Below are 25,505 nucleotides of genomic sequence, written 5' to 3'. Positions count from 1 at the left end.
GGCGCCGCACACCGCAGACGAGCCTTCGCCGGCAGAGCGCGTCAGCCCGAACGCAGGCAACACCACGTCATTCAAGATCACCTGTGCTAGAGCCGTAACCCACCGAGCTGGCCCAACCGCTGTGGCGCCTTGGGCTCGTCGTTCTTCCCGGCTGCCGGAACTCTCGGTGGCCCGTCGGTTGCTTCGTGTTATTCTGATCGTCGCGACGCGACACCCTCCAAGGGAGACGCGCCTACATGGTCTGTACGGGTAGCGATGGATGCCCGGAGGGCCGGTGAGTACGGGCAGTTGGCGGTTCCCGTACATCCGCCACTGGAGCGGCCTAAGGGCCCCCAGAAAGTGATAGCGCTGAACGACGATAAACGACAGTAAGACCCTGAGGAAACCAATCCATCTGCGGCGACCTCAACCGAAGCGACCTGTGTATGACGGGTGGCTCGGTTGAGAGCTGCTCGCATCACGCTTCTCTGCCGAGTTCACCCTTGTGTGAAAGGGATGAAGACAGGCATGAGCGACAACTGGGATCGGTTCGCATGGATCCTTGCGATCCTCGCGATTTCTCTGACCCTCGGATTGGTGGTCAGCGCCGGCATCTGGGGATGGACGCGCAACCCTGGGATTACCGCGACCGTCGGCACCGCCGTATGGATCGGACTCAGCACAGTCGGCTTGATGGCGTTGGCGATCCTTCGTACGTAGCGGGTCACCTGTGGTCTCATCTGCGGTCTCGTCTGCTGTGAGTTCCGGAGTCGTCTGCTGCTGTCCGCCGGAGTCCTGGAACGCTTCCGAGCTGGGAAGACGACCTCTTTGAAGACGGCTATGGACTCCCCCGGATTGAGATCCGACAACTTGTAATGCGTAGGTCGTCGGTTCGAATCCGACAGGGGGCTCGGGCACACGTCATCGAGGGCGGCGCGGACATCCGCGCCGCCCGCGGTCGTGGGCCTTCCGTGCGAGGGGCTCAGCCCTGGTTCCCCAGGGCGTCCAGGGGCTCGTCCGTCAGCCGGTACATCGTCCACTCGTCCTGCGGGCGCGCGCCCAGCGACTCGTAGAAGTCGATCGAGGGGCGGTTCCAGTTCAGGACGGACCACTCCAGGCGCTGGTAACCGCGCTCCCGGCAGATCCGCGCGAGCTCCGTGAGCAGCGCCTTGCCGTGGCCCGCGCCGCGCGCCGTGGGGCGTACGTACAGGTCCTCCAGGTAGATGCCGTGGACGCCGCGCCAGGTCGAGAAGTTCAGGAACCACAGCGAGAAGCCGACCGGCTCGCCCGTGGTGTCGTCCTCCGCCATGTGCGCGTACGCGGCCGGGTTCTCCCCGAACAGCGCCTCGCGCAGCTGCTCCGGTGTCGCCCTCGCCTCCTCCAAGACCTTCTCGTACTCCGCGAGTTCACGGACCAGGGCATGGATGACGGGGATGTCGTCGGGGGTCGCGGTACGGATCATGCGGCGAGACTAGCCGCGGCGGTCGCGCGGCCGCCGTCCGATTCGAGACGCTCCGGGTCCGGGCGACGGCTGTTCTCGAGTTCCCGCAGGGAGTTCCGCGGACTTCGCCCGCGACGCGGTCGGGCCGCCCGGGATGTCGATCGCATAAGGGACACTCCTGGCATGGGTGAATCGGGTCATGCGTATTGACCGGGGCTTCCACAGGGTGTGGATGTACGTGCGCGGCGCCCCGGGCACGTACATCTGGCTGACGATTCTCTTCATCACCACCGTGGCCATGCACCACATGTCTCCGGATTTCGAAGAGGACTTCCTGCGGCAGCGCTCGACGAACATCCATGAGCTGTCGAACAACCCGGTGCGGGTGCTTTTCGCCAGCGCGATGTGGATCGACGGCGGGCACTGGCTGCCGTACGCCGTTCTCTACACGGTCTTCCAGGCGCCGGCCGAACGCTGGCTCGGAACCGCCCGCTGGCTGGCGGTCAACGCGGCCGCGCATGTGCTGTCGACGCTGATCAGCGAAGGTGCGCTGCTCTGGGCGATCCGGCACGGCATGGCACCGCACTCCGCGGTCGACACCCTCGACATCGGGGTGAGCTACGCCCTGGCGGGGGTGATCGGCGTGCTCACGTACCGGATCGCGACACCCTGGCGGTACCCGTATCTGGCGGTCGTGCTGGCGGTGTACGGGGTTCCGTTCGCGACCGCGCGCACCTTCACCGATCTCGGGCATTTCACCTCCGTCCTGATCGGTCTCGCCTGCTATCCGCTGGTCAGAGGGCGGGGAAAAGCATGGAATCCGAAGGAGACAGTGACCGCTCGTCGGGGTTAACGTCCCGCTCATGAGCAGTTCGACGAGCAACGTCGTGAACGGCGGCATCTCCTTCTGGTACGCGGACGACGGCCTCCCCGCCCCCCGGGAGCCCCTGCCCGGCGACACCACCGCCGATGTCGTGGTGGTCGGCGGCGGCTACACCGGACTGTGGACCGCGTACTACCTGAAGAAGGCGGCCCCGTTCCTGCGCGTCACCGTCCTGGAGCAGAAGTTCTGCGGCTACGGCGCCTCGGGGCGCAACGGCGGCTGGCTCTACAACGGCATCGCGGGCCGCGACCGGTACGCGAAGCTGCACGGCCAGGAGGCTGCCGTACGCCTTCAGCAGGCCATGAACGACACCGTGGACGAGGTCGTGCGGGTGGCAGCCGAGGAGGGCATCGAGGCCGACATCCACCAGGGCGGCGTCCTCGAAGTGGCGTACACGCCCGCCCAGCTGGCCCGGCTCAAGGCCTTCCACGCGCACGAGCTGTCCTACGGCGAGAAGGACCGCGAGCTGTACGGCGCGAAGGAGACCGCCAAGCGGATCCGGGTCGCCGACGCGGTGGGCTCGACCTGGACCCCGCACGGGGCCCGGCTGCACCCGGTGAAGCTGGTCAAGGGCCTCGCCGCGGCCGTCGAGGCGCTCGGCGTCACCATCCACGAGCAGACGCCGGTGACCGAGATCCGCCCGAAGCACGCGGTGACGCCGTACGGCACCGTCCGTGCCCCCTACGTCCTGCGCTGCACCGAGGGCTTCACCGCGAATCTCAAGGGCCAGAGGCGGACCTGGCTGCCCATGAACTCCTCCATGATCGCGACGGAGCCGCTGACCGCCGAGCAGTGGGCGGAGATCGGCTGGGAGGGCCGCGAGACGCTCGGCGACATGGCGCACGCGTACATGTACGCGCAGCGCACCGCCGACGGCCGCATCGCGCTCGGCGGCCGGGGTGTCCCGTACCGCTTCGGCTCGCGCACCGACAACGACGGCCGCACCCAGCAGGCGACCGTCGACGCCCTGCACGAGATCCTCGTCCGCTTCTTCCCCTCGCTGACCGGCGTCCGGGTCTCCCACGCCTGGTCGGGCGTCCTCGGCGTCCCGCGCGACTGGTGCGCCACGGTCACCCTGGACCGCTCGACGGGCCTCGGCTGGGCCGGCGGCTACGTCGGCTCCGGCGTCGCCACCACCAACCTCGCCGCCCGCACGCTGCGCGACCTCGTGCAGTGGGACTCCGGCCAGGCGGGCGCGACCGACCTGACCGCCCTGCCCTGGGTCGACCACAAGGTCCGCAAGTGGGAACCGGAGCCGTTCCGTTGGATCGGCGTCCACGGCATGTACGCGACCTACCGCACGGCGGACCGCCGCGAACTGACCACCCACAGCGCGGACTCGTCGCGGCTGGCGCGGCTCGCGGACCGGGTGGCCGGACGGCACTGACCGGGCCCGACGGGCGGGGGACGGGCCCGACGGGCGGGGGACGGGCCCGGCGGGCGGGGGACGGGCTCGGCGGCCGAGGAGACGGACTCGGCGGCCGGGACCATGGCCTCCGGCGGCCGAGGGCGCCTCTGGCGGGGGCCGGTGCCGTCAGACGGCGGATTCCGGGACGGTCGCGTTCGAAGGCGTCTGCCTCGGGGCCTTGGCCGTGACCATGAGGCCGGCGACCAGGCCCGCCAGCAGCATGATGCCGGTGGCCCACCAGATGGCCACGGTGTAGCCGTGGACGACGCCCTCGCTGACGATCTGTGCCTTCTGGGCGGGGTTGCGGAGATGGGCGGCGATGTAGGTCGCGCTGCTGGTGGTCGCGATGGTGTTCAGCAGGGCCGTGCCGATGGAGCCGCCCACCTGCTGCGAGGTGTTGACCGTCGCGGAGGTCACGCCCGCGTCCTGCGGGGCGACGCCGGCGGTGGCCGTGGCGAAGACCGGCATGAAGGTCAGGCCCATGCCGAGACCCAGCAGGAGCAGCCCCGGAAGCAGCTCGCCGGCGTAGTCGGATTCGACGGTGAGCTGGGTGAAGAACAGCATGCCGCCGGCCGCGAGGATCATGCCCGGGACCATCAGCATGCGCGGCGCCACGTGGGGCAGCAGCCGCGCCGAGATCTGCGTCGAACCGATGATGATCGCGACCGTCAGCGGCAGGAACGCGAGACCGGTCTTCACCGGCGAGTACCCGAGGATGACCTGGAGGTAGTAGGTCATGAACAGGAAGACGCCGAACATGCCGATGACCGCCAGACCCATCGTCAGGAAGCAGCCGGCGCGGTTGCGGTCCTTGACGATGTGCAGCGGCAGGAGCGGGCTCGGCGCCCTGTTCTGCCACCACACGAACGCGACCAGCAGCGCGACTCCGCCCGCGATGAGGCCCAGCACCAGCGGGTCCGTCCAGCCGTGCCCGTTCGCCTCGCTGACCCCGTAGACGATCGCCACCAGTCCGCCGCAGCCCAGCACCGCGCCGGGCACGTCGAGCCGGACGTTCTTGTGGCCCGGCCGGTCGCTCAGCAGCGCGAGCGCGCCGATGACCGCGATGACCGCGATGGGGATGTTGACGTACAGACACCAGCGCCAGTTCAGGTACTCCGTCAGCAGGCCGCCCACGATGAAGCCGATCGCCGCGCCCGAGCCCGCGAGCGCCCCGTAGATGCCGAAGGCCTTCCCGCGCTCCTTCGGATCGGTGAAGGTCGTGGTCAGCAGGGACAGCGCGGAGGGGGCGAGCAGGGCGGCGAAGGCGCCCTGGAGCGCGCGGGCGCCGAAGAGCATCCCGGAGGTGGTGGCCGCGCCGCCGATCCCGGACGCGACGGCGAAGCCGATCAGCCCGATGACGAACGTGCGTTTGCGGCCGACGAGGTCGGCGATCCGGCCGCCGAGCAGCAACAGCCCGCCGAAGGCCAGCGTGTAGGCCGTGATGACCCACTGCCGGTTGCCGTCGGACATGCCGAGGTCGCGCTGTGCGGACGGGAGCGCGATGTTCACGATCGTCGCGTCCAGCACGACCATCAGTTGGGCGAGAGCGATGATCACCAAGCCCCACCAACGATGGGGATCGGGACCCGCGAGAGCCTCTGGTTCACCTGTCCGGGTGACACTCACCCGCCCAGAAGACCATGAAACGGGATGTGTCGCATCTTCGGTCGGGACGGCGTCTCGGGACGCGTTCTTCGGGTTCGTGGTCATGGCTCCAGCACCACCTTTCCGATCGTGGCCCTGTTCTCCAGGGCCCGGTGCGCGGCTGCCGCCTCGGCCAGCGGGAAGCGGGTGACGGCCGGGGTGAGGCGCCCGGCCGCGGCCTCGGCGAGGGCCCGCAGTTCCAGGGTCCGTACGGGGTCGGGGCCGCCCGCCCTGCGCATCATCACGGGGCCGAGCACCTGCTCGGACACCCCTTCCACGAGGTACGGGGAGCCGTCGCGGATGCCCTCGCCCGACCAGCCGAAGACGATGTGCCGGCCACCGGGTCCGAGCAGGGCGACGGCGTCCCGGGCGACGTCGCCGCCGACGCCGTCGAGCACGACGGTCGCCGCCCGGCCGCCGAGGTGCGCGCGGACCTTCTCCGGCCAGCCGGGGTCGGTGTAGTCGACGGCCGGATCGGCGCCGTTCGCGCGGGCCCGCGCCACCTTCTCCGGGCCGCCTGCGAGGCCGACCACGGTCGCTCCCGTGTGGTGCGCGTACTGCACGAGGAGCGTGCCGATGCCGCCCGCGGCCGCGGGCACGACGACCACGGAGGAGGGGCCGAACTCGGCGAACTGCACGATCCCCATGGCCGTACGCCCTGTTCCGATCATCGCGACGGCCTGCGCGAAGTCGAGGTTCTCGGGGATGTCGTGGAGGCGCTCGACATCCGTGACGGCCAGTTCGGCGTAGCCCCCGGGGGCGAAACCGAGGTGGGCGACGACGCGCCTGCCGAGCCAGAGTCCGGCGACGCCCTCGCCGAGGGACTCGACGGTTCCGGCGACCTCGCGGCCGGGGACGGTCGGCAGGGCCGCGGGCGCGGGGGCCGGGCCGCCCCGCATGCCCTCGCGCAGGGCGGCGTCCAGGAGATGGACGCCGGCGGCGGCCACGGCGATACGGACCTGGCCGGGGCCCGGCTCGGGGTCCTCGGTCCGCTCGTGGACGAGGTTCTCGGCGGGACCGAAGGCGTGCAGGCGGATCGCGTACATCGGGGCTCCTCAAAATCTACGAGGTTCGGGGTCCGTGAGGTCCGCGGGAGCGCCTCGTGAGGTCGGTGGAATGTCCACTCTTCAACCTCAAGCTCGCTTGAGGTCAAGGCGCTCCCGGATCCGCAGGGCCAGTGCCACCGCCTCCATCGCGCTGTTGAAGGAGACCTCCGAGAGCACCCCGGGAGCGGCGACCTGGTCGCCCACGAGGTAGACGCCGTCGCCGCGGTCGATGCGGGGCCGGTCCCGCCAGCTGGTGCCGGGCAGGTCGACCGCGCCCGTACGGCCGTTCGCGACGCTCTCGCGCCGCCAGGTGACCCGCTCGCGCCAGCCCTCGAAGGCGAGGTCGAGCAGGTGCTCGGCGCGCGCGACGCCATCGGCCCCGGACTCTCCCGGCGCGATCGGGATCTGCCCCTGGAGCAACTGCTCCCCGGCCGGGGCGAGGGTGCGGTCCCGCGCGGTGAACCGTTCGATCCAGCCCGGCGCGTCCAGGTCGGAGACGGCGAACGCGTCGCCGCGCCGGCTCCGCAGAGCCAGGTCGACGAGGGCGGTACGGCCGCTCGTCCAGGTCAGCGACGCGTCCTTGAGGAGACGGCGGGCGGAGTCGAGCGAGGTGGCGACGACGACCGGGCCCCGGTCCACGGGGAGCGTGTCCACCCGGGCCAGCGTCTCCATCCGTACGCCGAGGTTCCAGGCCCGCGCCGCCATCCGGTCGATGACGTTCGCCCAGCCGCCCCGGGGGCAGTGCGCCTCCGGCGGCAGTTTCATGGTCCGGCGCAGCCGCTCCTGGACGAACGCCGCCGACAATGACCCGGGATCGTGATGGAAGAGGGCGACGGCGGAGTAGTGGGCGGCGGCCCGCGCGCCCTCCGCTCCGGCCTGTCCGGTCGCCCAGGTCATGAAGTCGACGTCCACGGGGGCCTGTTGGCAGGAGCGGCGGAGCAGCTTGAGCATCGCGAAGGGCGGGGTGCGGCGCAGCACGCCCTTGTGGCGCAGCCGAAGCCGCGCGGCTTCCAGGGGCGGGATCGGGGCGAGTGCCCCGATCAGGTCGCGCTGTTTGAGCCATGTCCAGTGCGGGCCGGCGCTGTAGAGGGCGTGCGGGCCCTCGTTCGTCCGGTACGGGCCCTCGGCGGTCCGGGCGCGCCCGCCGAGGGTGTGGTGCGCTTCGTACACGGTGACCTCGGCCCCCGCTTCGGCGGCGGTGATCGCGGCGGTGAGTCCGGCGAAGCCGCCGCCGATGACGGTGATGCGGTACATGGCTGGAGGTCTCCTCTGCTCGGGGTCCGACGGGGTCTGGCTGCGGGCCTTCCTGTGAGTACGACTGGTTGGGGCGCCGGAATGTGACATGCGGGGAGTCCTCGCAGGTCAGGGGCGACTGTCAGTGGGGGCGGGCAGGATGAGGGCATGGCGAGGAGAGTGGCGGGCGGGCAAGGCGGGACGGCTGCGAGGGCACCGGGGCCGAAGGCGGCTCGGCGGCCGGAGGTGCGGCTGCCCGCGCTGGAGCCGTACGGGGGCGCGGAGTTGGAGCCGGACGGTGATTACGACGGACTGGAGTTCCGGGACCAGGACTTCGCCGGTCAGGACGGCGGGGGAGCCCGCTTCATGGACTGCGCGCTGACGGGCTGCGCGCTGGACGAGACGCGCCTGCACCGCGCGCGCGTGCTGGACTCGGTCCTGACGGGCATACGGGGTGTGGGCACCGATCTGGCCGAGTCGACGCTGCGCGATGTCGAGGTCGTCGACGCCCGCCTCGGCGGAGTGCAGCTGCACGGCTCCGTCCTGGAGCGGGTGCTCGTGCGCGGCGGGAAGATCGACTATCTGAATCTGCGCAAGGCGCGGCTCAAGGACGTCGTCTTCGAGGGCTGCGTCCTGGTCGAGCCGGACTTCGGGGGCGCCCGCCTGGAGCGGGTGGAGTTCGTGGACTGCGTCCTGAAGGGGGCGGACCTCACCGGGGCCACCCTGACGGACGTGGACCTGCGCGCGGCGGCGGAGCTGGACATCGCGCGGGGCGTGGACCGGCTCGCGGGCGCGGTCATCAGCACGGCCCAGCTCCTGGATCTGGCACCGGTGATGGCGGCGGCGCTGGGGGTGCGGGTGGACGGCGGCCCGGAGGGGGGCTGAGGCTCCCGCCCGGACGGGGCGGCGGCTCTGGGGCAGGGGGCGCGGGGCCCGCGGGAAGGCCGCCGGAGCGCGGGGCTGCCCCGGGACGCGGAGGAGGTCTCCGGGGTGTGCGGCCGACGGGACCGTGGCGTGACGGAAGGCCGGGGCCGGCGTTTGCCGGACGGGGTCTGCCGGACGGGGTCTAGGAGATGCGCGGGAAGCGGGCCTGGAGGGTCCAGATCGCCGGGTTCTCGGCGAGGTCGTCGTGCAGGTCGGTGAGGTCCGCGAGCAGGTCGTGCAGGAAGTCACGGGCCTCGCGGCGGAGCTCGGTGTGGGAGAAGGTCAGCGGTTCCTCCTCGCCCGGCATCCAGTCGGCCTCGATGTCCACCCAGCCGAAGCGGCGCTCGAAGAGCATGCGGTCGGTCGACTCGGTGAAGTCCAGCTCCGCCTGCTGGGGGCGGGAGGCCCGGCTGCCGAGCGGGTCGCGGTCGAGCTGCTCCACGATGTCGCACAGCGCCCACGCGAAGTCGAGCACCGGCACCCAGCCCCAGCCCGTGGACACCTCGCGGTCCGCCTTGGTGTCGGCGAGGTAGACGTCACCGCAGAACAGGTCGTGCCGCAGCGCGTGGACGTCCGCGCGGCGGTAGTCGGTCTGCGGGGGGTCGGGGAAGCGGTTGGAGAGGGCGTAGCCGATGTCGAGCACGTAGGTGATGGTGTCACGCCGGGGGTACCGCTTCCCGTCCGGCGGTTTCCTGTCGCCGGCCGGGGGTGTGGGGCCGGGGGAGCTCAGGGCCGTCTCGCGGGTGCGCGAGGTGCGGGGCCGGGCGCCTTCGCCGGCTCGGCGGCACAGGGCGGCGGTTTTCGGTCCGGCTCGGGGGCCTCTGGCCGGTGGGTGCCGCTCGCCCCGCGGCCCGGGGCGTGCGGCCGCCTAGGATCGCGGATGTGCCCCGATCTTCCGTCACCGTCCCCTTTGCCCTGGCCCTCTCGCTCGTCCTCGGCGTCACCGCCTGCGGTGGGGACGACGTGCACGGGAAGCCCGGCGCGTCCGGTGTCGGCGACCCGTACTTCCCGAAGATGGGAAACGGCGGGTACGACGTCACGCACTACGGACTGACCCTGTCCTACGAGCCGCGGGGCAAGCGGCTGAAGGGGACGGCCGAGATCACCGCGCGGGCCTCGCAGGACCTCAGCGCCTTCCATCTGGACCTGCTGGGGCTGAAGGTCTCCGACGTCACAGTCGAGGGCCGTGAGGCCGGCTGGAGCCGGGCCGGGCAGGAGCTGACCGTGCGCCCGCACGACGACCTCGACAAGGGGGAGACGTTCCGTGTGACGGTCCGCTACTCCGGAAGCCCCGAGACGATCACCGACCCCGACACCTCCGAGGAGGGCTGGCTGCGCACGGCCGACGGCGCCCTCGGGCTCGGGGAGCCCACGGGGTCGATGACCTGGTTCCCCGGCAACCACCACCCCTCGGACAAGGCGGCGTACGACGTCAGGATCACCGTCCCGGAGGGCCTCCAAGCCGTCTCCAACGGTGAGTTGACGAGCGAGACGACCGCGAAGGGCCGTACGACGTACGCCTGGCACACGGCCGAACCGATGGCGAGCTATGTGGCGACACTGGCGATCGGCCGGTACGACATCACCCGCTCCACGACGAAGAACGGGCTGCCGGTGTACGTGGCGGTGGACCCGACCCAGGCGGAGGCGAGCAAGAAGGTGCTCGGGGGGATCCCCGGGATCATGGACTGGGCGGAGTACAACTTCGGCCCCTATCCGTTCTCCTCCACCGGGGCGATCGTGGAGCGCGGCGAGGACGCGGGCTACGCCCTGGAGACCCAGACGCGCCCCGTCTTCCCCGGTGCCCCCGACACCGCGACCCTGGTCCACGAACTGGCCCACCAGTGGTTCGGCGACTCGGTCACCCCGAAGTCCTGGCGGGACATGTGGCTCAACGAGGGGTTCGCCACCTACGCGGAGTGGCTGTGGCAGGAGGACCACGACGGCGACACGGCCGACGAGATCTTCAACTCCCTCTACCAGGGCGACTACCGCGAACCGGCCGACAACAGCGAGATCTGGGCCTACCCGCCCGCCGATCCGCCCGGGGCCGCGCAGATCTCCGACCCGCCGGTCTACTACCGCGGCGCGATGGTCCTGCACAAGATCCGCGAACTGGTGGGCGACGACACCTTCTACGACATCGTCCAGGGCTGGGCCGCCACCCACCGCCACGCGAGCGCGGACACGGCCGACTTCACCGCCTACGTCGAGAAGACCGCGCCGGACAAGGACTTCAGCGGGATCTGGAAGGACTGGCTGTACGGGAAGGGCAAGCCGGACCAGCCGTGAGCCGCCGGGCGCCGTGGCCGGCACGCCTCGCAGACCGCACGAGAGGAGCCCCCGGCCGAAGTCCGGGGGCTCCTCTCGGTCGTGCGTGTGCTCAGGGTCAGACGCTGACGCCGAAGTCCTGGGCGATGCCCACGAGGCCCGAGGCGTAGCCCTGGCCGACCGCGCGGAACTTCCACTCCGCGCCGTTGCGGTAGAGCTCGCCGAAGACCATGGCGGTCTCGGTGGCGGCGTCCTCGGAGAGGTCGTAGCGGGCGATCTCGGCGCCGCCGGCCTGGTTCACGATGCGGATGTACGCGTTGCGGACCTGGCCGAAGTTCTGCGAGCGGTTCTCCGCGTCGTAGATGGAGACCGGGAAGACGATCTTCTCGACGTCGGCGGGGAGGCCCGCCAGGTTGACGTTGATCGCCTCGTCGTCGCCGGCGCCCTCACCGGTCCGGTTGTCGCCGGTGTGGACGATCGTCTGGTCCGGCGTCTGCTTGTTGTTGAAGAAGACGAAGTGGCCGTCCGAGTAGACCTTGCCCTGGGGGTTGACCGCGATGGCCGAAGCGTCCAGGTCGAAGTCGGTGCCGGTGGTGGTGCGGACGTCCCAGCCGAGGCCCACCGTGACGGCGGTCAGGCCCGGAGCCTCCTTGGTGAGCGAGACGTTGCCACCCTTGGACAGGCTTACAGCCATTGTTGGGAGTCCCTTCCCTCGTTGACGTACGGGCTTCGTACTGGGGACGAAGCTACCGTCACCCCTATGAACGCCGAGGGGGGTCCCCGAGGTTCCGCCTGTCTTTACTTTCTTTACCTGGATGAGCTTGTTCACCCGGAGAGACGCTGAAAACCGGGTGACGCGGACCCGACGGACACGGGACCATGAACACATGTCCGGTCCCTATGTCATCCGCGGCTCCGTCTCCCTGCCCGAGGCCGAGCTCATGTGGCGTTTCTCGCGCTCGGGCGGGCCGGGCGGGCAGCACGTCAACACCAGCGACACGCAGGTCGAGCTCCGGTTCGACCTCGCGAACACCGAGGCGCTGCCGCCCGTGTGGAAGGACCGCGCCCTCGCGAAGCTGGAGGGCCGGCTCGTCGACGGGGTCATAAGCGTCCGGTCCTCCGAGCACCGCTCCCAGTGGCGCAACCGCGAGACGGCGGCCGTACGCCTGGCCTCCCTGCTCGCCGAGGCCACCGCGCCGCCGCCCAGGCCGCGCCGTGCCACCCGCATCCCCCGGGGCATCAACGAACGCCGCCTGCGCGAGAAGAAGCAGCGCTCCGACACCAAGCGCGGCCGCACCGGACGCGACTGGTAGAGCCCGCTCCGGGCCGGGCTGTCACATCCTCGGCCCGCGATCCGTCACCCTCATGACGGCCCGCGACGAGGAGTGGTGACCAACGATGAGCGGCAGCGCCCACGAGGACTTCCCGGAAGACGCCCCGGAGGACGCGCGGACGCCCGACGCCGGGGGAGCGCCCGCGCAGGACGGCACCGACTTCCTGGCCGCGCGGTTCGAGAGCCACCGCGGTCATCTGCGTGCCGTCGCCTACCGGATGCTCGGCTCGCTCACCGAGGCCGACGACGCCGTGCAGGAGGCGTGGCTGAAGCTGAGCCGCGCCCGACTCGAGCCGGGTCGACAATCTCGGGGGCTGGCTGACGACCGTGGTGGGGCGGGTCTGCCTGGACATGTTGCGTTCGCGCAGGACCCGCGGCGAGGAGCCGCTGGAGCCGTCGGCGGAGCGGCAGGGGGTGCGGATGCCCGAGCCGGTGGTCAGTTCGGTCAGCGGCGCCGACCCGGAGCAGGAGGCGCTGCTCGCCGACTCGGTCGGCCTCGCCCTGCTCGTCGTCCTGGAGACGCTGACACCCGCCGAGCGGCTCTCCTTCGTACTCCACGACCTGTTCGCCGTGCCGTTCGACGAGATCGCGGCCGTCCTGGGCCGTACGCCCGTGGCGTCCCGTCAGCTGGCCGGCCGTGCCCGCCGCCGGGCACAGGGGGGCGCGCCGGTGTCGGACGCCGATCAGGGCCGGCAGCGGGAGGTCGTCGACGCGTTTCTTGCGGCGGCCCGCGAGGGCGACTTCGAGGCGCTCGTCGCCGTCCTGGACCCGGATGTCGTGGCCCGCTCGGAGGGCGGCGTGACGGCCGGCGCTGCCGCCGTGGCGTCCGGCGCGGGCAGCTTCGCGCACCTGGCCCGCATCGCGCGGCCCGCCCTCGTCAACGGCGTCGCGGGTCTCGTGGTGGTCGCCGAGGGACGCCCGGCCGGCGTTCTCGCCTTCACAGTCGTACACGGCAGGATCGCCGTGATCGACATCGTCAACGACCCGGAGCGACTGGCGGGCCTCGACGTCACCGTCCTGGACCACTGAGCCGGTCGGTCCGGCCGCCGGGCGGGCCGGCGGGTCAGCCCAGTTGCCGGTAGCGGCCCTTGAAGTACGCCAGCGGGCCGCCGTCCGCGCCCGGCACGTGGGCCGTCAGGACGCGGCCGATGACGAGGGTGTGGTCGCCCGCGGGGATCCGCTGCTCGGTGCGGCACTCCAGGGTCGCCAGGGCGCCGCCCATCAGCAGCGTTCCGGTCGCCTCGCCGCGGACGTACGGGATGTCCTCGAAGAGGAGCCGGTCGCTGATGCGGCCCTTCATGGAGAAGCGGCCCGCGATGTGGCGCTGGCTCTCCGAGAGCACGGAGACGCCCCACAGGGGCTGTTCGTCGAGCAGGTCGTCCATCCGGGAGCCCTCGCGCAGGCTGACCAGGACCAGAGGCGGGTCCAGGGAGACGGACATGAAGGCCGTCGCGGTCATGCCGACGTCCTCGCCCGCCGGTCCGCCCGGGGCCAGCGCGGGCTCGTGCGCGGTCACCAGGACCACGCCCGCGGTCAGCCGGGACATGGCGGCGCGGAACTCGTCGTTGCTCACCCCCTCAGCATGCACGGAGGGGGTGAGGGGAACAGCGGCGGGAGTCGTGAGCACGCCGAAACGCTAGTCTCCGCTCCCGGTGCGGCACATCGGACCTCGGCCCTAGCCGGGACCTAGGTCCGGGGGCGGAGAGAAGGCGGCGGGAACGCTGAGGCGGGGTGGACGGAGGCGCCGGGCGGGACGGTCGTACTCTCATCCGTACGCATTCGGCGGGCACAAGGGCGCACAGGTTCTGCACAGTCGTCCCATAATGCGTTCAGTAAACGCACGGTGAAATGCAGAAACTCCACTCAATTGCTCATCTTCCGCTGTGACTTGAGTCACAGGGGCCATATTTTGTTGACCCTGTGTACCGAGTGGGCAGCGCGCTGTGATTCAGTGGCGGGGGCGTTGCCCAGGAAGCTACCCAGCAGTACGGCGCGAAGCGGTTCAGGAGGAGCGCCGAGCAGTCAGCACGGAACCGAAGAGCACCTAGTACGCCGAGAGAACCCTGGAGTTGCTGCGAGGTCTCGAGGGGAGGGCGAATGGAGACCGAGTCGGAGCCCTACGTCCGTCTTGCGACCCTGCGGCAGCTGCACCAGGTGATGGCGGACATGAACACGGCCCGCAGCCTGGCCGACACGCTGCAGACCGTCGCCGACGGTGTGGTCACCGGGCTCGGCTACGAGCTGGCGTGCGTGAACCTCGTACGCCCCGACGGCGACCTCGTCGTCGCCGCCTTCGCCGGCAACTCCGCCGCCGAGGCCCTCATCACCGGCCGCGTCGGCTCCCGCACCTCCTGGGACCGCCGGCTGAACATGGGCGAGGCCTGGGGCGACCTCCGGTTCATACCGCACACCGAGGGCTGGGTCCTCGACGAGGACGACGTGCCGCAGTGGTACACCGACGGCCCCGCGCCCCGCTTCGAGGACGAGTGGCACCCCTCCGACCGCCTCTTCGCGCCGATGTACACCCCGAGCGTCTCCGGCGGCGGCAGCGGCCACGGCGAGCTGATCGGCGTGCTGTCGGTGGACCGGCCGCGCAACGGCCGCAAGCCGGGAGCCTGGGGCCGCGAGGCGCTCCAGATGTACGCCTTCCAGGCCGCCATCGCGATCAGCAACGCGCGTCTACGCGCGAATATGCAGCGCGCCCTGGTCCGCCTGGAGCGCGAGCAGCAGGCCCTGCGCGCCAGCGAGGAGTCCTTCCGGCAGGCCTTCGAGTACGCCCCCTCCGGCATGGCGATCGCCGAGATGGGCGGCGACCAGCACGGCCGCATCCTGCGCACCAACGACGCCCTGTGCCGGCTCCTCGGCCGGCCCGCGTCGGCGATGCGCCGGTACTCCTTCTCCGACCTCGTGCACCCCGAGGACATCGGCACCCTGCTGCGGACCTCCGCCGAGGGCGGGCGGGCCGAGCTGCGGCTCGGGCGCCGCGACGGCACCTACGTCTGGGTCCATCTGCGCAACTCCGTCGTCGCGGACGCCGCCGACGGCCCCCGTTTCCTGCTCACCCATGTCGAGGACATCGAGGAGCGCAAGCGCCGTGAGCTCCAGCTCGCGCACCGCGCCTCGCACGACGCCCTCACCGGCCTGCCCAACTCCGCCGAGCTGCGCTCGCGGCTCAGCGCCCGTCTCTGCCAGCGCCCGCAGTCACTGCCGCCCGGCGCGGTCGCCTCGCTGGACGCGGCGTACGGTCACGGGGACTTCGCGGAGCCGCCGGGAGGGGAGTACGACGGCGGCGGCCACCCCGCCTACGACGGGAACGGGAACGGGAACGGGCACGGCTTCGACTTCCACTCCGGCTCCGAGGCGTTCGACGCCTTCGACCACCATGTGCACACCATCGCGCCCGAGGGCGAGACGGACGACGGCACCAAGGGGCTCGCGGTGCTCTTCTGCGACCTCGACGGCTTCAAGTCGATCAACGACCGGTTCGGGCACAACGCGGGTGACGAGGTTCTCATCGAGGTCGCCCGGCGCCTCACCCACGGGGTCCGGGACGGCGACACGGTGGCCCGGCTCGGCGGCGACGAGTTCGTGGTGCTCGCCGACGGTCTCGGCCGGGCGGACGCCCAGGACCTCGCCGTACGCCTGCGGAACGCGATCATTCCGCCCATCAGGGTCGACGGACGAGCCGTCCGCGTGGGCGCGAGTTTCGGCATCGGGTGGGCCCACTGCGGCATGACGGCGGACGAGGTGTTGAAATCCGCTGACGAGCGGATGTACGTCGAGAAACGGTCTCGTCCCAAACAGCACAGGCGTGCGGGATAAGGCGCAGGTCACTAGGTTGATGCGGTGAAGGCCCCCCGTTCGGCCCAGCCGGACCGGGTAGGCTCGCCATTCATTCGTGTACCGCATCTGAACCGCACCCGCTGAGGAGACCAAGGGATGACGCCCGGCAACAACGGCGCGAGCACGCCCGAGGAGGACGACCCGTTCGGCTATCTGTACGCCGACGGCCAGGCCAACGGAGCCACGCCGCCCTCTGGAGGCGGCGGCTACGGCTACCCGGGCTCGGTCAACCGGGTGCGGGCGGTCGGCGAGCGCAAGTACGGCCAGCAGGCCGCTCAGGGCGCCTACGGCCAGCAGGCTCCGACCGCCCCGTACGGCCAGGTGCCGCAGCAGCCCGGCCACAACCAGCCGAACGCGCACTACGCGGCCCCCGAGACCGTCCCCGGCGGCGCCCAGACGACGCGGTCGCCGATGCCCGGTCACGGTGACGGCGGCGGACGCGGTCGTGGCCCCAACACCAAGGGCCTTCTCATCGGCGCGATCGCCGTGGTCGCGGCCGTCGTCATCGGCATCGGCATCGCGATGATGGGCGGCGGCGGGGACGACGACAAGGGCGGCGACCAGGCGGCCTCGACCCCGACGACCTCCCAGAGCGCGTCCCCGAGCCAGACCACGACGAAGGCGCCCGGCGCGGCCGTGGAGCTCCCCAAGATCGACGCGAAGGCCCTGAAGCTGGGCACCGGCGTGACGACGGCCTCGGACGTCAAGGGCGCCAAGGCGGACGGCGGCGTCTACGTCACGGGGTTCAATCAGGCCGGTGCGTCGGTCACCTGGAACGTCAGCGGCATCAAGAAGGCCGGCAAGTACACGCTGTACGTCAACTACGGAGTGCCCGGCAAGGACGCCAGCGCCACCCTCACCGTCAATGCCACGGCCCAGGACCGCCCCCTCAACCTGGGGAATTTCGCCAAGGGCCCGGAGGGCGACTACGCGAAGGGCTGGACCAACACCTGGGGGGACATCACCCTCAACAAGGGCACCAACACGATCGAGATCTCCTGCGGCGACGGCAACCAGTGCGACGTGAACTTCGACCAGCTCTGGTTGGAATCGGGCTGGAGGTAGTCCGTAGCCGGTAGGCGATCGCCGAGGGGCGTCATGGCAGCGCGGCTGCCGTGGCGCCCCTCGGCCTGTCGGCTCAGATCCAGTTCGTGCACGAGTTCAGGAGGGTGTCACCCTCGTACCTGGCCACCTGGACACCCCAGTCGAAGATGCCCGAGCTGTTGATGGCGTAGGAGTTCAGGTCGAGGCTGGTGTTGTTGCCGCCGTAGTTGGCGTGCCACGGCCAGTTCTTCCGCACGCCGTTGACGTCCTTGGTGATGAGCCGGGCCCTGACGTGGTGCCCGTCGGCCAACGAGTCGAAGACGGTCATCGAGAAGTCGAGCCGGGTGTCGGCTCCATAGAAGTCCGAGTAGATGTACCCGTACGCGCCAGTGGTCGAGCATTCCGCCTGCGTGGGGTTGGCCTGGGCGACGTTGGATGTCGCCACCGTCAGAACCAGGGCTCCCAGGGCAGTGGCCCCAAGCTGAACGGTTCGTCGCAGATTCGACTTAGACATAGACATGCTCATGACACTAGTCGATCTTGGGTCGGTTCGGCGGGGATTTTGTCTCACGCCCGGCGGGGCCGGGTCACGCCGCCGTCGCGTCCCTGGTGACCGCGATCTGGTTCACCAGCGTCTCGTAGGCCGACCGGTCGAACTCGCCCGCCGTGGGGGCCAGTACGGTCGCCATGGACAGGGCCGCGGCGCGGGCCAGGCGGGCCGGCCAGGGGAGGTTTTCGACCAGGCCCGACAAGAGGCCCGCCACCGCTGAGTCGCCCGCGCCCGTGGGGTTGCCGGGGATCCGGCGGGGTGGGGTGGCGCGCCAGTGGCCGTCGGGGGTGTGGGCGAGCAGCCCGTCCGGGCCGAGTGAGGCGACCACCGCGTGGGCGCCGCGCCGCCGGGCGTTGCGGGTGGCCTGCAACGGGTCGTGGGTGCCGGTGAGTTCGGCGAGTTCCTCGGCGTTCGGCTTGACGATGTCGGGGCGGGCGGCGACCCCCCGGCGCAGCGGCTCGCCACTGGTGTCCAGCAGGACCGGGACGGCCAGGGTGCGGGCGGTGCGGACCAGTTGGGCGTAGGCGCCGACCGGTACCCCCGGGGGCAGGCTGCCGCACAGGGCCACCGCCGAGGCGGAGCGCAGCAGACGCTCGTACGTCTTCTGGAAGGCCGACCACTCGGCGGCGGTTATCGCCGGTCCCGGTTCGTTGAGCTGGGTCGTGTCACCGGTGCCGGCGTCGACCACGGCTATCGTGCGGCGCGTCGATCCCTCCACCGGGACGAGGGCGTCCACCACTCCGGCCGTCCCGGTGAGCTGGTCCCGCACCGTCCGGCCCGTCGCTCCGCCCGTGAAACCGGTGACCGTCACCTCGTGCCCGAGCGCCGCGAGCACCCGCCCCACGTTCAGGCCCTTGCCGCCCGGACGTTCGGTCACCTCGGTCACCCGGTGCGAGCTGTGCGGACGCAGTGCCCGCACGCGATAGGTGATGTCGAGAGCGGTGTTCAGCGTGACCGTGAGGATCACCTGGGCCGACCTCCCCCGAAGAGTTGTGTGACGTGCGCGCCGGTCGGGCGCCCGCCGATGGTTGCGGAGGTCTGATCATGCCAAAGACAACGGCGGTCGGCCCAGTCCCCCCGGGCCAACCGCCGTACGGCAACAAAGGTGTGAATCACCCCAGTTGGGGATCGACCACCCATTCACCCCTGCGCATCACGCCCTTGAGCGCGAAGTCGGCGTCGAGGACCACGAGGTCCGCGTCCTTGCCCGGCTCCAGGGAGCCCACCCGGTCGTACACGCCGAGCAGGCGGGCGGGGTTGGCGGAGATGGCCGCCACGACGTCCTCGACCGGCAGCCTGTCGACCGTGACGGCGCGCTGGAAGGCGCGGTCGAGGGTGAGCGTGGAGCCCGCGATCGAACCGCCCTCCACCAGGCGGGCCACCCCGTCCGCGACCTCGACCTCCAGCGGGCCGAGCATGTAGCGGCCGTCGCCGAAGCCCGCCGCGTCCATCGCGTCGGTGATGAACGCGACCCGGCCGGGGCCCGCGTGATGGAACGCCAGCTCCAGCGAGGCGGGGTGCAGATGCGTGCCGTCGTTGATCAGCTCGACGGTGATCCGCTCGTCCTCCAGGAGGGCGGCGATGGGGCCCGGCGTGCGGTGTCCGAGTGCGGGCATCGCGTTGAACAGATGCGTCGCCACGGTCGCGCCCGCGTCGATCGCCGCCTGCGTCTGCTCGTACGTCGCGTCGGTGTGCCCGATCGCGGCGATCACCCCGTGTTCGGCGAGCAGCCGCACGGAGTCGAGGCCGCCCGGCAGTTCGGGGGCGAGCGTGACCATGCTGGCCCGGCCGCGCGCCGCGTCGACGAGCTTGCGGACCTCGGCCGGGTCGGGGTCGCGCAGGAGTTCCTCGGAGTGCGCGCCCTTGCGGCACGGCGAGATGAACGGGCCCTCGAAGTGGATGCCCGCGAGGTCGCCCTGTTCGGCAAGCTCGGAGAGCATCCCGGCGCGCTCGGCGAGGCCGTGCATGTCACCGGTGACGGTCGAGGCGACGACGGTCGTGGTGCCGTGCAGACGGTGGGTGTGGATGCCCCGGAGGACGTCCTCGACCGTTCCCGAGGTGAAGGACGCGCCGCCACCGCCGTGGTTGTGGATGTCGACGAAACCGGGGACCAGCCAGTGGCCGGACAGGTCGGTCACGGGCGCGTCCGCGGGAGCCCGCACGCCGGAGATCCGCGCACCGTCGATGATCACGCGGCCGTCGTGCACGATCCCGGTGGGCAGTACCACCCGGGCGCCGGCGAGAACCTTGCTAGGGGCCATCGGGTGGTTACCTCCGGGGAGTCGTAGAAGTGGTGTTCAGGAGGTCCCGGGCGAGGAGCCCGGCACCGAGGCATCCGGCGGTGTCCCCGAGAGCGGCGGGGACGATGGACGGCAGCTTCTGGAAGGTGACGCGTCGCTCGACCGCGGCCCGCAATGGTGTGAACAAGGTTTCCCCCGCCTCGGCGAGCCCGCCACCGATGATCAGCGTGCGCGGGTCCAGGAGGGTGAGCGCGGTGACCAGCCCGTCGGCGAGCGCGTCGACGGCCTCCTGCCAGACGGCCCGCGCCCTCGGGTCGCCCGACGCGACGGCCTTGGCGCAGTCCGCCGCGTCCGCCTCCGGGTCGCCGGACGCCTCGGCCCAGGCCTGGCTGACGGCCGCCGCGGAGGCGAACCGTTCCAGACAGCCGCGCTGCCCGCACGGGCACGGGGCCCCGCCGGGCCGTACGACGATGTGGCCGATCTCGCCCGCGAAGCCGTGCGCGCCCTCCTCGACGCTGCCGTTGATGCCGATGGCGCCCGCTATGCCGGTGCCGAGCGGGACGAAGAGGAAGCGGTCCGCTCCCTGTCCGGCGCCGATGCGGCCCTCCGCGAGCCCGCCGGTGCGCACGTCGTGCCCGAGCGCGACCGGTACGCCGCCGAGCCGCTCGCCGAGCAGCCGGCGCAGCGGGACGTCGCGCCAGCCGAGGTTGGCGGCGTAGACCGCGATGCCGTTCTGGGAGTCGACGATGCCGGGGACGGCGACGCCGGCGGCCAGGGCGCTCTCGCCGAAGTGCTTCTCGCCGTGGGCGCGCAGTTCGGCGGCGAAGTCGAGGATGTCTTCGACGACGGCGTCGGGCCCGCGCTCACGGCCGGTCGCCCGGCGGGCCTGGTGCAGCAGCGCGGGGGGCCCGGAGGTCCGCCGCGGCGGCACGTCGGGGCGGTCCGCGGAAGGCTCGGCGTCCACCCCGACGAGGGCTGCCTTCATCCCGGTGCCGCCCACATCGAGGGCGATGACATGTCTCACGGGGGACAGTGTCGCCCCTTACCCCTAGAGAGGTCTAGTCCACTCACGTGGTGTAGACCTTGTATCCGCATTCCGAGACGGGTGCAACGGACGCAGAAGCAAAGAAGCAGCCGATACGGCTCAGGGGTTGGGGAGTGCAAGCGGTGCAGCGGCGCAGGACAGGAACGATCGCGGCGATCTCGGCTCTCGGCATGACGGCGGCCCTCGCGGGCTGCGGCGGCCCGGGCGGCGATTCCTCGGACGTGTCACTGAGACTCGTGGCCGCCGACTACGGCGCCTCCAAGGCCAACAGCTCCCAGAAGTACTGGGACGACCTGGCCGAGGACTACGAGGCCGGTCACCCGGGGATCAAGGTCGAGGTCAGCGTCTACCCCTGGACCGACGTGGACCGCAAGGTCAAGGAGATGGTCGCGGCGGGCCACGCCCCGGACATGGCGCAGATCGGCGCCTACGCCGACTACGCCGCGCAGGGCAGGCTCTACAAGGTGGAGGACCTGCTCTCCATACCCGTTCAGGCCGACTTCGTCTCGGAACTCAACGACGCGGGGCAGACGGACCGGACGCAGTACGGCATGCCGTTCGCCGCGTCCACGCGCCTGCTCTTCTTCAACAAGACCCTGTTCTCCGAGGCCGGCATCACCCCGCCCACGACCTGGAGCGAGCTCGCGGCCGACGCGAGGGCGCTCAAGGCCAAGGGCGTGAAGTTCCCCTACGCGCTGCCGCTCGGCCCCGAGGAGGCGCAGGCGGAGACCATGCAGTGGCTGCTGAGCGGGGGGAACGGCTACACGGACGACGTCGACACGTACTCCATCGACTCCCCGCAGAACATCCACACGGTCACCTGGCTGAAGGACGAACTGGTGGGCAAGGGGCTCACCGGACCCGTCGCACCTGCCAAGCTGAACCGTGCGGCCGCCTTCTCGGCGTTCACTCGGGGTGAGGTCGGGATGCTCGTCGGGCACCCCACCCTGATGAAGCAGGCCGCCGCCAAGGGCGTGAAGTTCGGCATGGTGCCGATGCCCGGCGTCGACGGCAGGTCCAAGGCCACCATGGGGGTCGCCGACTGGATGATGGCCTTCAAGAAGAACGGCCACGGCGAGCAGGTCGGCGACTTCCTCGACTTCGTCTACCAGGACAAGAACGTCCTCGCCTTCTCCCGCGAGTACGACCTGCTGCCGGTCACCTCTTCCGCGTCCGACGCGATGGCGTCCGACCCGGACGACGCGGACCTGGAGCCCTTCCTCGCCGAGCTGCCCTCCTCGGTGCTCTACCCGGTCGGCAAGACCTCCTGGGCCGAGGTCAGCGCCGACGTGAAGAGCGAGATCGCCAAGGCGGTGAGCCCGGACGGCAACCCCGCCGAGATCCTCGGCTCCCTGCAGACCAACGCCACCATGGCGGACAGCGGCTACTAGGACAGCCCCGCTCCCCTCCCGCTCTCCGGTCCCGGTCCCGGCTCCGGCTCCGGCTCGGCACTGTCGGTGCCGGGGGCTACCGTGCTGTCCATGGAAGAGCTGCCCGCGCGCGAACGGAGCATCCTCGCCCTGGAGCGCCGCGGTTTCCCCGGCCCCGGCGCCAAGGAACGTGCCGTACGAGAACGGCTGGGCCTGGCCCCGGTCCGCTACTACCAGCTGCTCAACGCGCTGCTGGACGACCCGAGGGCCCTGGCGCACGACCCGGTGACCGTGAACAGGCTGCGCCGGGTCCGGGAGGCCCGCAGGGCGGAGCGCTGAGACCGAGGCCTCCGGCCGGACGGCTCGGCGAGACCGAGGCCCCTGCTGCACGGCACGGCTCGGCGAGACCGAGGCACCCGGGCAGGATGCATCACGGCTCGGCGAGACAGAGGCACCCGGGCAGGATGCATCGGTGAGACGAGCCTCCGGACCGGCATCCGGATCAGTCGGATCGAGCCTCCGGGCCGGACGGATCCGTCGGACCGGGCCTCCGGCCGGGCGGATCGTCGGACCGGGGATTCGGCTCGGGGGAGCCGTCAGAGCGAGGCATTCCGGCCGGGCGGGTACCCCGCTCGGCCATGAGCCATGGGTGCGCCCGCCCCCACCCGGATAGGGTCGCCCCATGGGCAGCCATCCCGAATCCAAGGACCCCTTGCCGGCCCCGGTGACCCCCGCCGGGCGCGACGCTCTGGACGCGATCCTCACCCGCCCCACCCGGACGGTCGTCGCACTCGACTTCGACGGGACCCTCGCCCCCATCGTCCCCGACCCCGATCAAGCCCGTGCGCACCCCGACGCGGTGCCCGCCCTCGCGGCACTCGCCCCGAAGGTCGCCTCGATCGCCGTGGTCACCGGCCGTCCGGCCGGTGTGGCCGTACGCCACGGCGGCTTCGCGGGCGTCCCCGGGCTGGAGCACCTCGTCGTCCTCGGCCACTACGGCGCCGAGCGCTGGGACGCGGTGAGCGGCACGGTGACCGCCCCCGCCCCGCACCCCGGCGTGGCCGCCGTCCGCGCCGAACTGCCGGGATTCCTCGACCGGATCGGCGCCTGGCAGGGCACCTGGATCGAGGAGAAGGGCCGTGCGGTCGCCGTGCACACACGCCGCGCCGCGGACCCGCAGGCCGCCTTCGAGGCGCTCCGCGAGCCACTGGCCGATCTGGCCACCCGGCACGGCCTGATCGTCGAGCCCGGCCGCATGGTCCTGGAGCTGCGCCCGCCGGGCATGGACAAGGGGGTCGCCCTCCTGGAGTACGTCCGGGAGGTCGGCGCCGAGGCCGTCCTCTACGCGGGTGACGACCTGGGCGACCTGCCCGCCTTCGCCGCCGTCGACAAGCTCCGCTCCGACGGTGTCCCCGGACTCCTGGTGTGCAGCGGCAGCTCCGAGGTCGGCGAACTCGCCGAGCGGGCGGACCTGGTGGTCGACGGCCCGTCCGGGGTCGTACGGCTGCTCGCTTCTCTCGCGGCCGAACTCGCCTGACCGGCCGCTCGTCGCCCGTGCGGGCGAGGGCGGCGGAAGGCTTGTTTCGCCCCCTCCGCCCCTACCCGTCCCGTACCCGGGCTCCGCCCCGGACCCCGCTCCTCAAGCGCCGGAGGCGCTGAAGTTCATTCCCCGGCCGGGGCTGAAAAGTGCAGCCGCAGCCGGGATCCTGCCGGAGGGGCTGGACTGTGTTCAGGTCTCCAGCGCCTGCAGCTGATCAAGGAACCACTGGGCCGGCGGCAGAGCGGTGGCCGCGGCGGCCAACCGCTTGGTGCGCTCCGCCCGTTCGCCCGGCTGCATGGTCAACGCCTCGTGCAGCGCCCGTGCCGTACCGATCACGTCGTACGGGTTCACCGAGATCGCGTCCTCGCCCAGTTCCTCGTACGCCCCGGCCTCCCGCGAGAGCACCAGCACGCAGCCCTCGTCGGAGACGACCGGGACCTCCTTGGCGACGAGGTTCATGCCGTCCCTGATGGGGTTGACGAGGGCGACGTCGGCCAGCCGGTACGCGGCGAGCGAGCGCGCGAAGTCGTCCTTGACGTGCAGGACCACCGGGGTCCAACCGGGTGTTCCGTACCGGGAGTTGATCTCGTCGGCCACGCGCTGCACCTCGGCCGTGTACTCCCGGTACACGGCGAGGTCCTGCCGCGAGGGGTAGGCGAAGGCCACGTGGACCACCCGCTCGCGCCACTCCGGGTGGTCGTCCAGCAGCTGCCGGTACGCCAGCAGTCCCCGCACGATGTTCTTGGACAGCTCGGTCCGGTCGACGCGCACGACGGTCCGGCGTCCCTCGCCGATCTCCGTGCGCAGTGCGGCCATCCGCTGCTCGACGTCCTCCCGGTGGGAGCGTTCGCGCAGGAACTCGGCGTCCGCGCCGAGGCCGTGCACGCCGACGAGGGTCTCGCGCACGGGCGGCCGGGCGCCGTCCAGGTGCTCGATCGCCCGGGGGGCGCCCGAGGGCCAGGTGGCGCTGTAGTGCTCGGGGTCGGCCTCCTCCGCGCAGCGCATGAAGGCCGTCGCCCACCGCCAGGTCAGGAACGCCACCCGGTCCGCTCCGAGCATGCCTCCCACCAGTTCCGCGCGGATGTCGTCGGGGAGCATCCGGAAGTAGTCCTCGGGCGCCCACGGCGTGTGGGAGAAGTGGCCGATGCGCAGGTCGGGGCGCAGCTCACGGAGCATCCCCGGCACCAGGCACAGGTGGTAGTCCTGGACCAGCACCGCCGCGCCCTCGGCTGCCTCCTCGGCCAGCGCCTCGGCGAAGGCGCGGTTGTAGGTCCGGTACGACTCCCACTGGCGCCGGAACTCCGCGTCGAAGACCGGCTCCAGCGGGGTCTGGTACAGCATGTGGTGGACGAACCACAGGACGGAGTTGGCGATGCCGTTGTAGGCGTCGGCGTGCACGTCGGCGTCGATGGCCAGCATGCGCACGCCGTCCTCGCCGACTCCGCGCGCGACGGCCTCCCGGTCGCCGTCGCCGAGGGCCGAGCACACCCATAGGGCGCCCGCGTCGGGCCCGATCGCCGAGAGGCCCGAGACGAGGCCGCCGCCGCCGCGCCGGGCGTGCAGCGAACCGTCCTCCCGTACCTCGTAGGTGACCGGGCCGCGGTTGGACGCGACCAGAATCCGGTGGGCACCGTGCGTTGAAGCCATGCCTCGAAACCTAGCCCCGTGTCGAAACGCTCAAACGTTCCCTTCGGCCGTATGCGATCGCGGG

23 protein-coding genes and 1 pseudogene are annotated in these 25,505 nt (G+C 71.5%); 12 read left to right on the top strand and 12 right to left on the bottom strand.

The genetic code is table 11. The features are described from left to right. The first annotated feature begins 507 nt into the window (after positions 1-507). Positions 508-699 carry a hypothetical protein gene (locus OG788_RS21470; protein WP_406372800.1) on the top strand — a complete coding sequence of 64 codons (192 nt, stop codon included), beginning with the start codon at positions 508-510 and terminating at the stop codon, positions 697-699. A 262-nt stretch (positions 700-961) separates the two neighbouring features. On the opposite strand, the gene OG788_RS21465 is transcribed toward OG788_RS21470, so the two are convergent. Next, a complete protein-coding gene (locus OG788_RS21465) occupies positions 962-1,441 on the bottom strand; it encodes a GNAT family N-acetyltransferase (RefSeq protein ID WP_406372799.1) in 480 nt (159 codons plus the stop codon). Positions 1,442-1,619: 178 nt separating this feature from the next. On the opposite strand from OG788_RS21465, the gene OG788_RS21460 reads away from it, so the two are divergent. Both OG788_RS21460 and OG788_RS21455 read left to right on the top strand, forming a co-directional pair. Beyond that, positions 1,620-2,273: a rhomboid-like protein gene (locus OG788_RS21460; RefSeq protein WP_406372798.1), complete on the top strand. Its 654-nt coding sequence runs from the start codon at positions 1,620-1,622 to the stop codon at positions 2,271-2,273. A 10-nt stretch (positions 2,274-2,283) separates the two neighbouring features. Further along, positions 2,284-3,690 (top strand): NAD(P)/FAD-dependent oxidoreductase, encoded by a 1,407-nt coding sequence (locus OG788_RS21455; protein ID WP_406372797.1) that lies wholly within the window; start codon positions 2,284-2,286, stop codon positions 3,688-3,690. A gap of 147 nt (positions 3,691-3,837) precedes the next feature. Here OG788_RS21455 and OG788_RS21450 read toward each other — a convergent pair whose 3' ends face one another. The 3 genes from OG788_RS21450 to OG788_RS21440 all read right to left on the bottom strand — a co-directional run bounded on the left by OG788_RS21450 (position 3,838) and on the right by OG788_RS21440 (position 7,655). Next, positions 3,838-5,268: an MFS transporter gene (locus OG788_RS21450; protein WP_406372796.1), complete on the bottom strand. Its 1,431-nt coding sequence runs from the start codon at positions 5,266-5,268 to the stop codon at positions 3,838-3,840. 149 nt (positions 5,269-5,417) lie between these two features. Then, entirely contained in the window at positions 5,418-6,401 is a 984-nt protein-coding gene (locus tag OG788_RS21445) for a zinc-binding dehydrogenase (RefSeq protein WP_406372794.1), read from the bottom strand. 87 nt (positions 6,402-6,488) lie between these two features. Then, entirely contained in the window at positions 6,489-7,655 is a 1,167-nt protein-coding gene (locus tag OG788_RS21440) for an FAD-dependent oxidoreductase (protein WP_351537265.1), read from the bottom strand. 147 nt (positions 7,656-7,802) lie between these two features. Between OG788_RS21440 and OG788_RS21435 the strand changes: the two genes are divergently transcribed. Next, on the top strand, positions 7,803-8,519 hold the full coding sequence (locus tag OG788_RS21435) for a pentapeptide repeat-containing protein (protein ID WP_406372793.1): 717 nt from the start codon (positions 7,803-7,805) through the stop codon (positions 8,517-8,519). 181 nt (positions 8,520-8,700) lie between these two features. Here the strand turns inward: OG788_RS21435 and OG788_RS21430 are convergent, their stop codons facing one another. Beyond that, positions 8,701-9,201, bottom strand: a complete 501-nt coding sequence (locus tag OG788_RS21430; protein ID WP_351537270.1) for a hypothetical protein — start codon at positions 9,199-9,201, stop codon at positions 8,701-8,703. Positions 9,202-9,440: 239 nt separating this feature from the next. On the opposite strand from OG788_RS21430, the gene OG788_RS21425 reads away from it, so the two are divergent. Beyond that, positions 9,441-10,850, top strand: a complete 1,410-nt coding sequence (locus OG788_RS21425; protein WP_406372791.1) for a M1 family metallopeptidase — start codon at positions 9,441-9,443, stop codon at positions 10,848-10,850. A gap of 97 nt (positions 10,851-10,947) precedes the next feature. Here OG788_RS21425 and OG788_RS21420 read toward each other — a convergent pair whose 3' ends face one another. After that, positions 10,948-11,523, bottom strand: a complete 576-nt coding sequence (locus OG788_RS21420; RefSeq protein ID WP_121402233.1) for a TerD family protein — start codon at positions 11,521-11,523, stop codon at positions 10,948-10,950. A 193-nt stretch (positions 11,524-11,716) separates the two neighbouring features. Between OG788_RS21420 and arfB the strand changes: the two genes are divergently transcribed. Further along, positions 11,717-12,142 (top strand): alternative ribosome rescue aminoacyl-tRNA hydrolase ArfB, encoded by a 426-nt coding sequence (gene arfB, locus OG788_RS21415; RefSeq protein WP_351537277.1) that lies wholly within the window; start codon positions 11,717-11,719, stop codon positions 12,140-12,142. Between the two features lie 85 nt (positions 12,143-12,227). Continuing rightward, positions 12,228-13,191 (top strand): annotated as a pseudogene (locus OG788_RS21410) (sigma-70 family RNA polymerase sigma factor). A 34-nt stretch (positions 13,192-13,225) separates the two neighbouring features. On the opposite strand, the gene OG788_RS21405 reads toward OG788_RS21410, so the two are convergent. Next, positions 13,226-13,735, bottom strand: a complete 510-nt coding sequence (locus OG788_RS21405) for a flavin reductase family protein (protein ID WP_406372788.1) — start codon at positions 13,733-13,735, stop codon at positions 13,226-13,228. Between the two features lie 524 nt (positions 13,736-14,259). Here OG788_RS21405 and cdgB point away from each other — a divergent pair. Both cdgB and OG788_RS21395 read left to right on the top strand, forming a co-directional pair. Next, positions 14,260-15,984 carry a diguanylate cyclase CdgB gene (gene cdgB / locus OG788_RS21400; protein ID WP_406372787.1) on the top strand — a complete coding sequence of 575 codons (1,725 nt, stop codon included), beginning with the start codon at positions 14,260-14,262 and terminating at the stop codon, positions 15,982-15,984. A 117-nt stretch (positions 15,985-16,101) separates the two neighbouring features. Then, positions 16,102-17,070, top strand: coding sequence for a CBM35 domain-containing protein (locus OG788_RS21395; protein ID WP_406372785.1), 969 nt, complete (start codon positions 16,102-16,104; stop codon positions 17,068-17,070). A gap of 73 nt (positions 17,071-17,143) precedes the next feature. On the opposite strand, the gene OG788_RS21390 is transcribed toward OG788_RS21395, so the two are convergent. The 4 genes from OG788_RS21390 to OG788_RS21375 all read right to left on the bottom strand — a co-directional run bounded on the left by OG788_RS21390 (position 17,144) and on the right by OG788_RS21375 (position 20,863). After that, a complete protein-coding gene (locus OG788_RS21390; RefSeq protein ID WP_356758336.1) occupies positions 17,144-17,494 on the bottom strand; it encodes a hypothetical protein in 351 nt (116 codons plus the stop codon). 142 nt (positions 17,495-17,636) lie between these two features. Further along, complete coding sequence (locus tag OG788_RS21385; protein ID WP_406372783.1) at positions 17,637-18,566, bottom strand: 1-phosphofructokinase family hexose kinase; 930 nt, start codon at positions 18,564-18,566, stop codon at positions 17,637-17,639. 145 nt (positions 18,567-18,711) lie between these two features. Next, entirely contained in the window at positions 18,712-19,860 is a 1,149-nt protein-coding gene (nagA, locus tag OG788_RS21380; RefSeq protein ID WP_406372781.1) for an N-acetylglucosamine-6-phosphate deacetylase, read from the bottom strand. Positions 19,861-19,867: 7 nt separating this feature from the next. Beyond that, positions 19,868-20,863 (bottom strand): ROK family protein, encoded by a 996-nt coding sequence (locus OG788_RS21375; RefSeq protein WP_406372779.1) that lies wholly within the window; start codon positions 20,861-20,863, stop codon positions 19,868-19,870. 143 nt (positions 20,864-21,006) lie between these two features. Here OG788_RS21375 and OG788_RS21370 point away from each other — a divergent pair, with 143 nt between their 5' ends. The 3 genes from OG788_RS21370 (at position 21,007) to otsB (ending at position 23,791) form a co-directional block, all read left to right on the top strand. Next, positions 21,007-22,275, top strand: coding sequence for an ABC transporter substrate-binding protein (locus OG788_RS21370; protein ID WP_406372777.1), 1,269 nt, complete (start codon positions 21,007-21,009; stop codon positions 22,273-22,275). Between the two features lie 90 nt (positions 22,276-22,365). After that, positions 22,366-22,593, top strand: coding sequence for a DUF3263 domain-containing protein (locus OG788_RS21365; protein ID WP_266760020.1), 228 nt, complete (start codon positions 22,366-22,368; stop codon positions 22,591-22,593). 343 nt (positions 22,594-22,936) lie between these two features. Next, complete coding sequence (gene otsB / locus OG788_RS21360) at positions 22,937-23,791, top strand: trehalose-phosphatase (RefSeq protein ID WP_406372776.1); 855 nt, start codon at positions 22,937-22,939, stop codon at positions 23,789-23,791. A gap of 192 nt (positions 23,792-23,983) precedes the next feature. Here the strand turns inward: otsB and OG788_RS21355 are convergent, their stop codons facing one another. Further along, complete coding sequence (locus OG788_RS21355; protein WP_406372775.1) at positions 23,984-25,441, bottom strand: trehalose-6-phosphate synthase; 1,458 nt, start codon at positions 25,439-25,441, stop codon at positions 23,984-23,986. Positions 25,442-25,505: the final 64 nt, after the last annotated feature.

Origin of the sequence: Streptomyces sp. NBC_00647 (assembly GCF_045207245.1) — a bacterium.
Taxonomy (GTDB): domain Bacteria; phylum Actinomycetota; class Actinomycetes; order Streptomycetales; family Streptomycetaceae; genus Streptomyces.
The sequence above is the reverse complement of the archived record's forward strand: the minus strand, read 5'-3'. Positions and strand labels throughout refer to the sequence as shown.

Coding starts and splice junctions, on each gene's coding strand:
- OG788_RS21470 (WP_406372800.1), top strand. CDS start 508: ATGAGCGACAACTGGGATCGGTTCGCATGGATCCTTGCGATCCTCGCG.
- OG788_RS21465 (WP_406372799.1), bottom strand. CDS start 1,441: ATGATCCGTACCGCGACCCCCGACGACATCCCCGTCATCCATGCCCTG.
- OG788_RS21460 (WP_406372798.1), top strand. CDS start 1,620: ATGCGTATTGACCGGGGCTTCCACAGGGTGTGGATGTACGTGCGCGGC.
- OG788_RS21455 (WP_406372797.1), top strand. CDS start 2,284: ATGAGCAGTTCGACGAGCAACGTCGTGAACGGCGGCATCTCCTTCTGG.
- OG788_RS21445 (WP_406372794.1), bottom strand. CDS start 6,401: ATGTACGCGATCCGCCTGCACGCCTTCGGTCCCGCCGAGAACCTCGTC.
- OG788_RS21440 (WP_351537265.1), bottom strand. CDS start 7,655: ATGTACCGCATCACCGTCATCGGCGGCGGCTTCGCCGGACTCACCGCC.
- OG788_RS21435 (WP_406372793.1), top strand. CDS start 7,803: ATGGCGAGGAGAGTGGCGGGCGGGCAAGGCGGGACGGCTGCGAGGGCA.
- OG788_RS21420 (WP_121402233.1), bottom strand. CDS start 11,523: ATGGCTGTAAGCCTGTCCAAGGGTGGCAACGTCTCGCTCACCAAGGAG.
- arfB (WP_351537277.1), top strand. CDS start 11,717: ATGTCCGGTCCCTATGTCATCCGCGGCTCCGTCTCCCTGCCCGAGGCC.
- cdgB (WP_406372787.1), top strand. CDS start 14,260: ATGGAGACCGAGTCGGAGCCCTACGTCCGTCTTGCGACCCTGCGGCAG.
- OG788_RS21395 (WP_406372785.1), top strand. CDS start 16,102: ATGACGCCCGGCAACAACGGCGCGAGCACGCCCGAGGAGGACGACCCG.
- nagA (WP_406372781.1), bottom strand. CDS start 19,860: ATGGCCCCTAGCAAGGTTCTCGCCGGCGCCCGGGTGGTACTGCCCACC.
- OG788_RS21365 (WP_266760020.1), top strand. CDS start 22,366: ATGGAAGAGCTGCCCGCGCGCGAACGGAGCATCCTCGCCCTGGAGCGC.
- otsB (WP_406372776.1), top strand. CDS start 22,937: ATGGGCAGCCATCCCGAATCCAAGGACCCCTTGCCGGCCCCGGTGACC.
- OG788_RS21355 (WP_406372775.1), bottom strand. CDS start 25,441: ATGGCTTCAACGCACGGTGCCCACCGGATTCTGGTCGCGTCCAACCGC.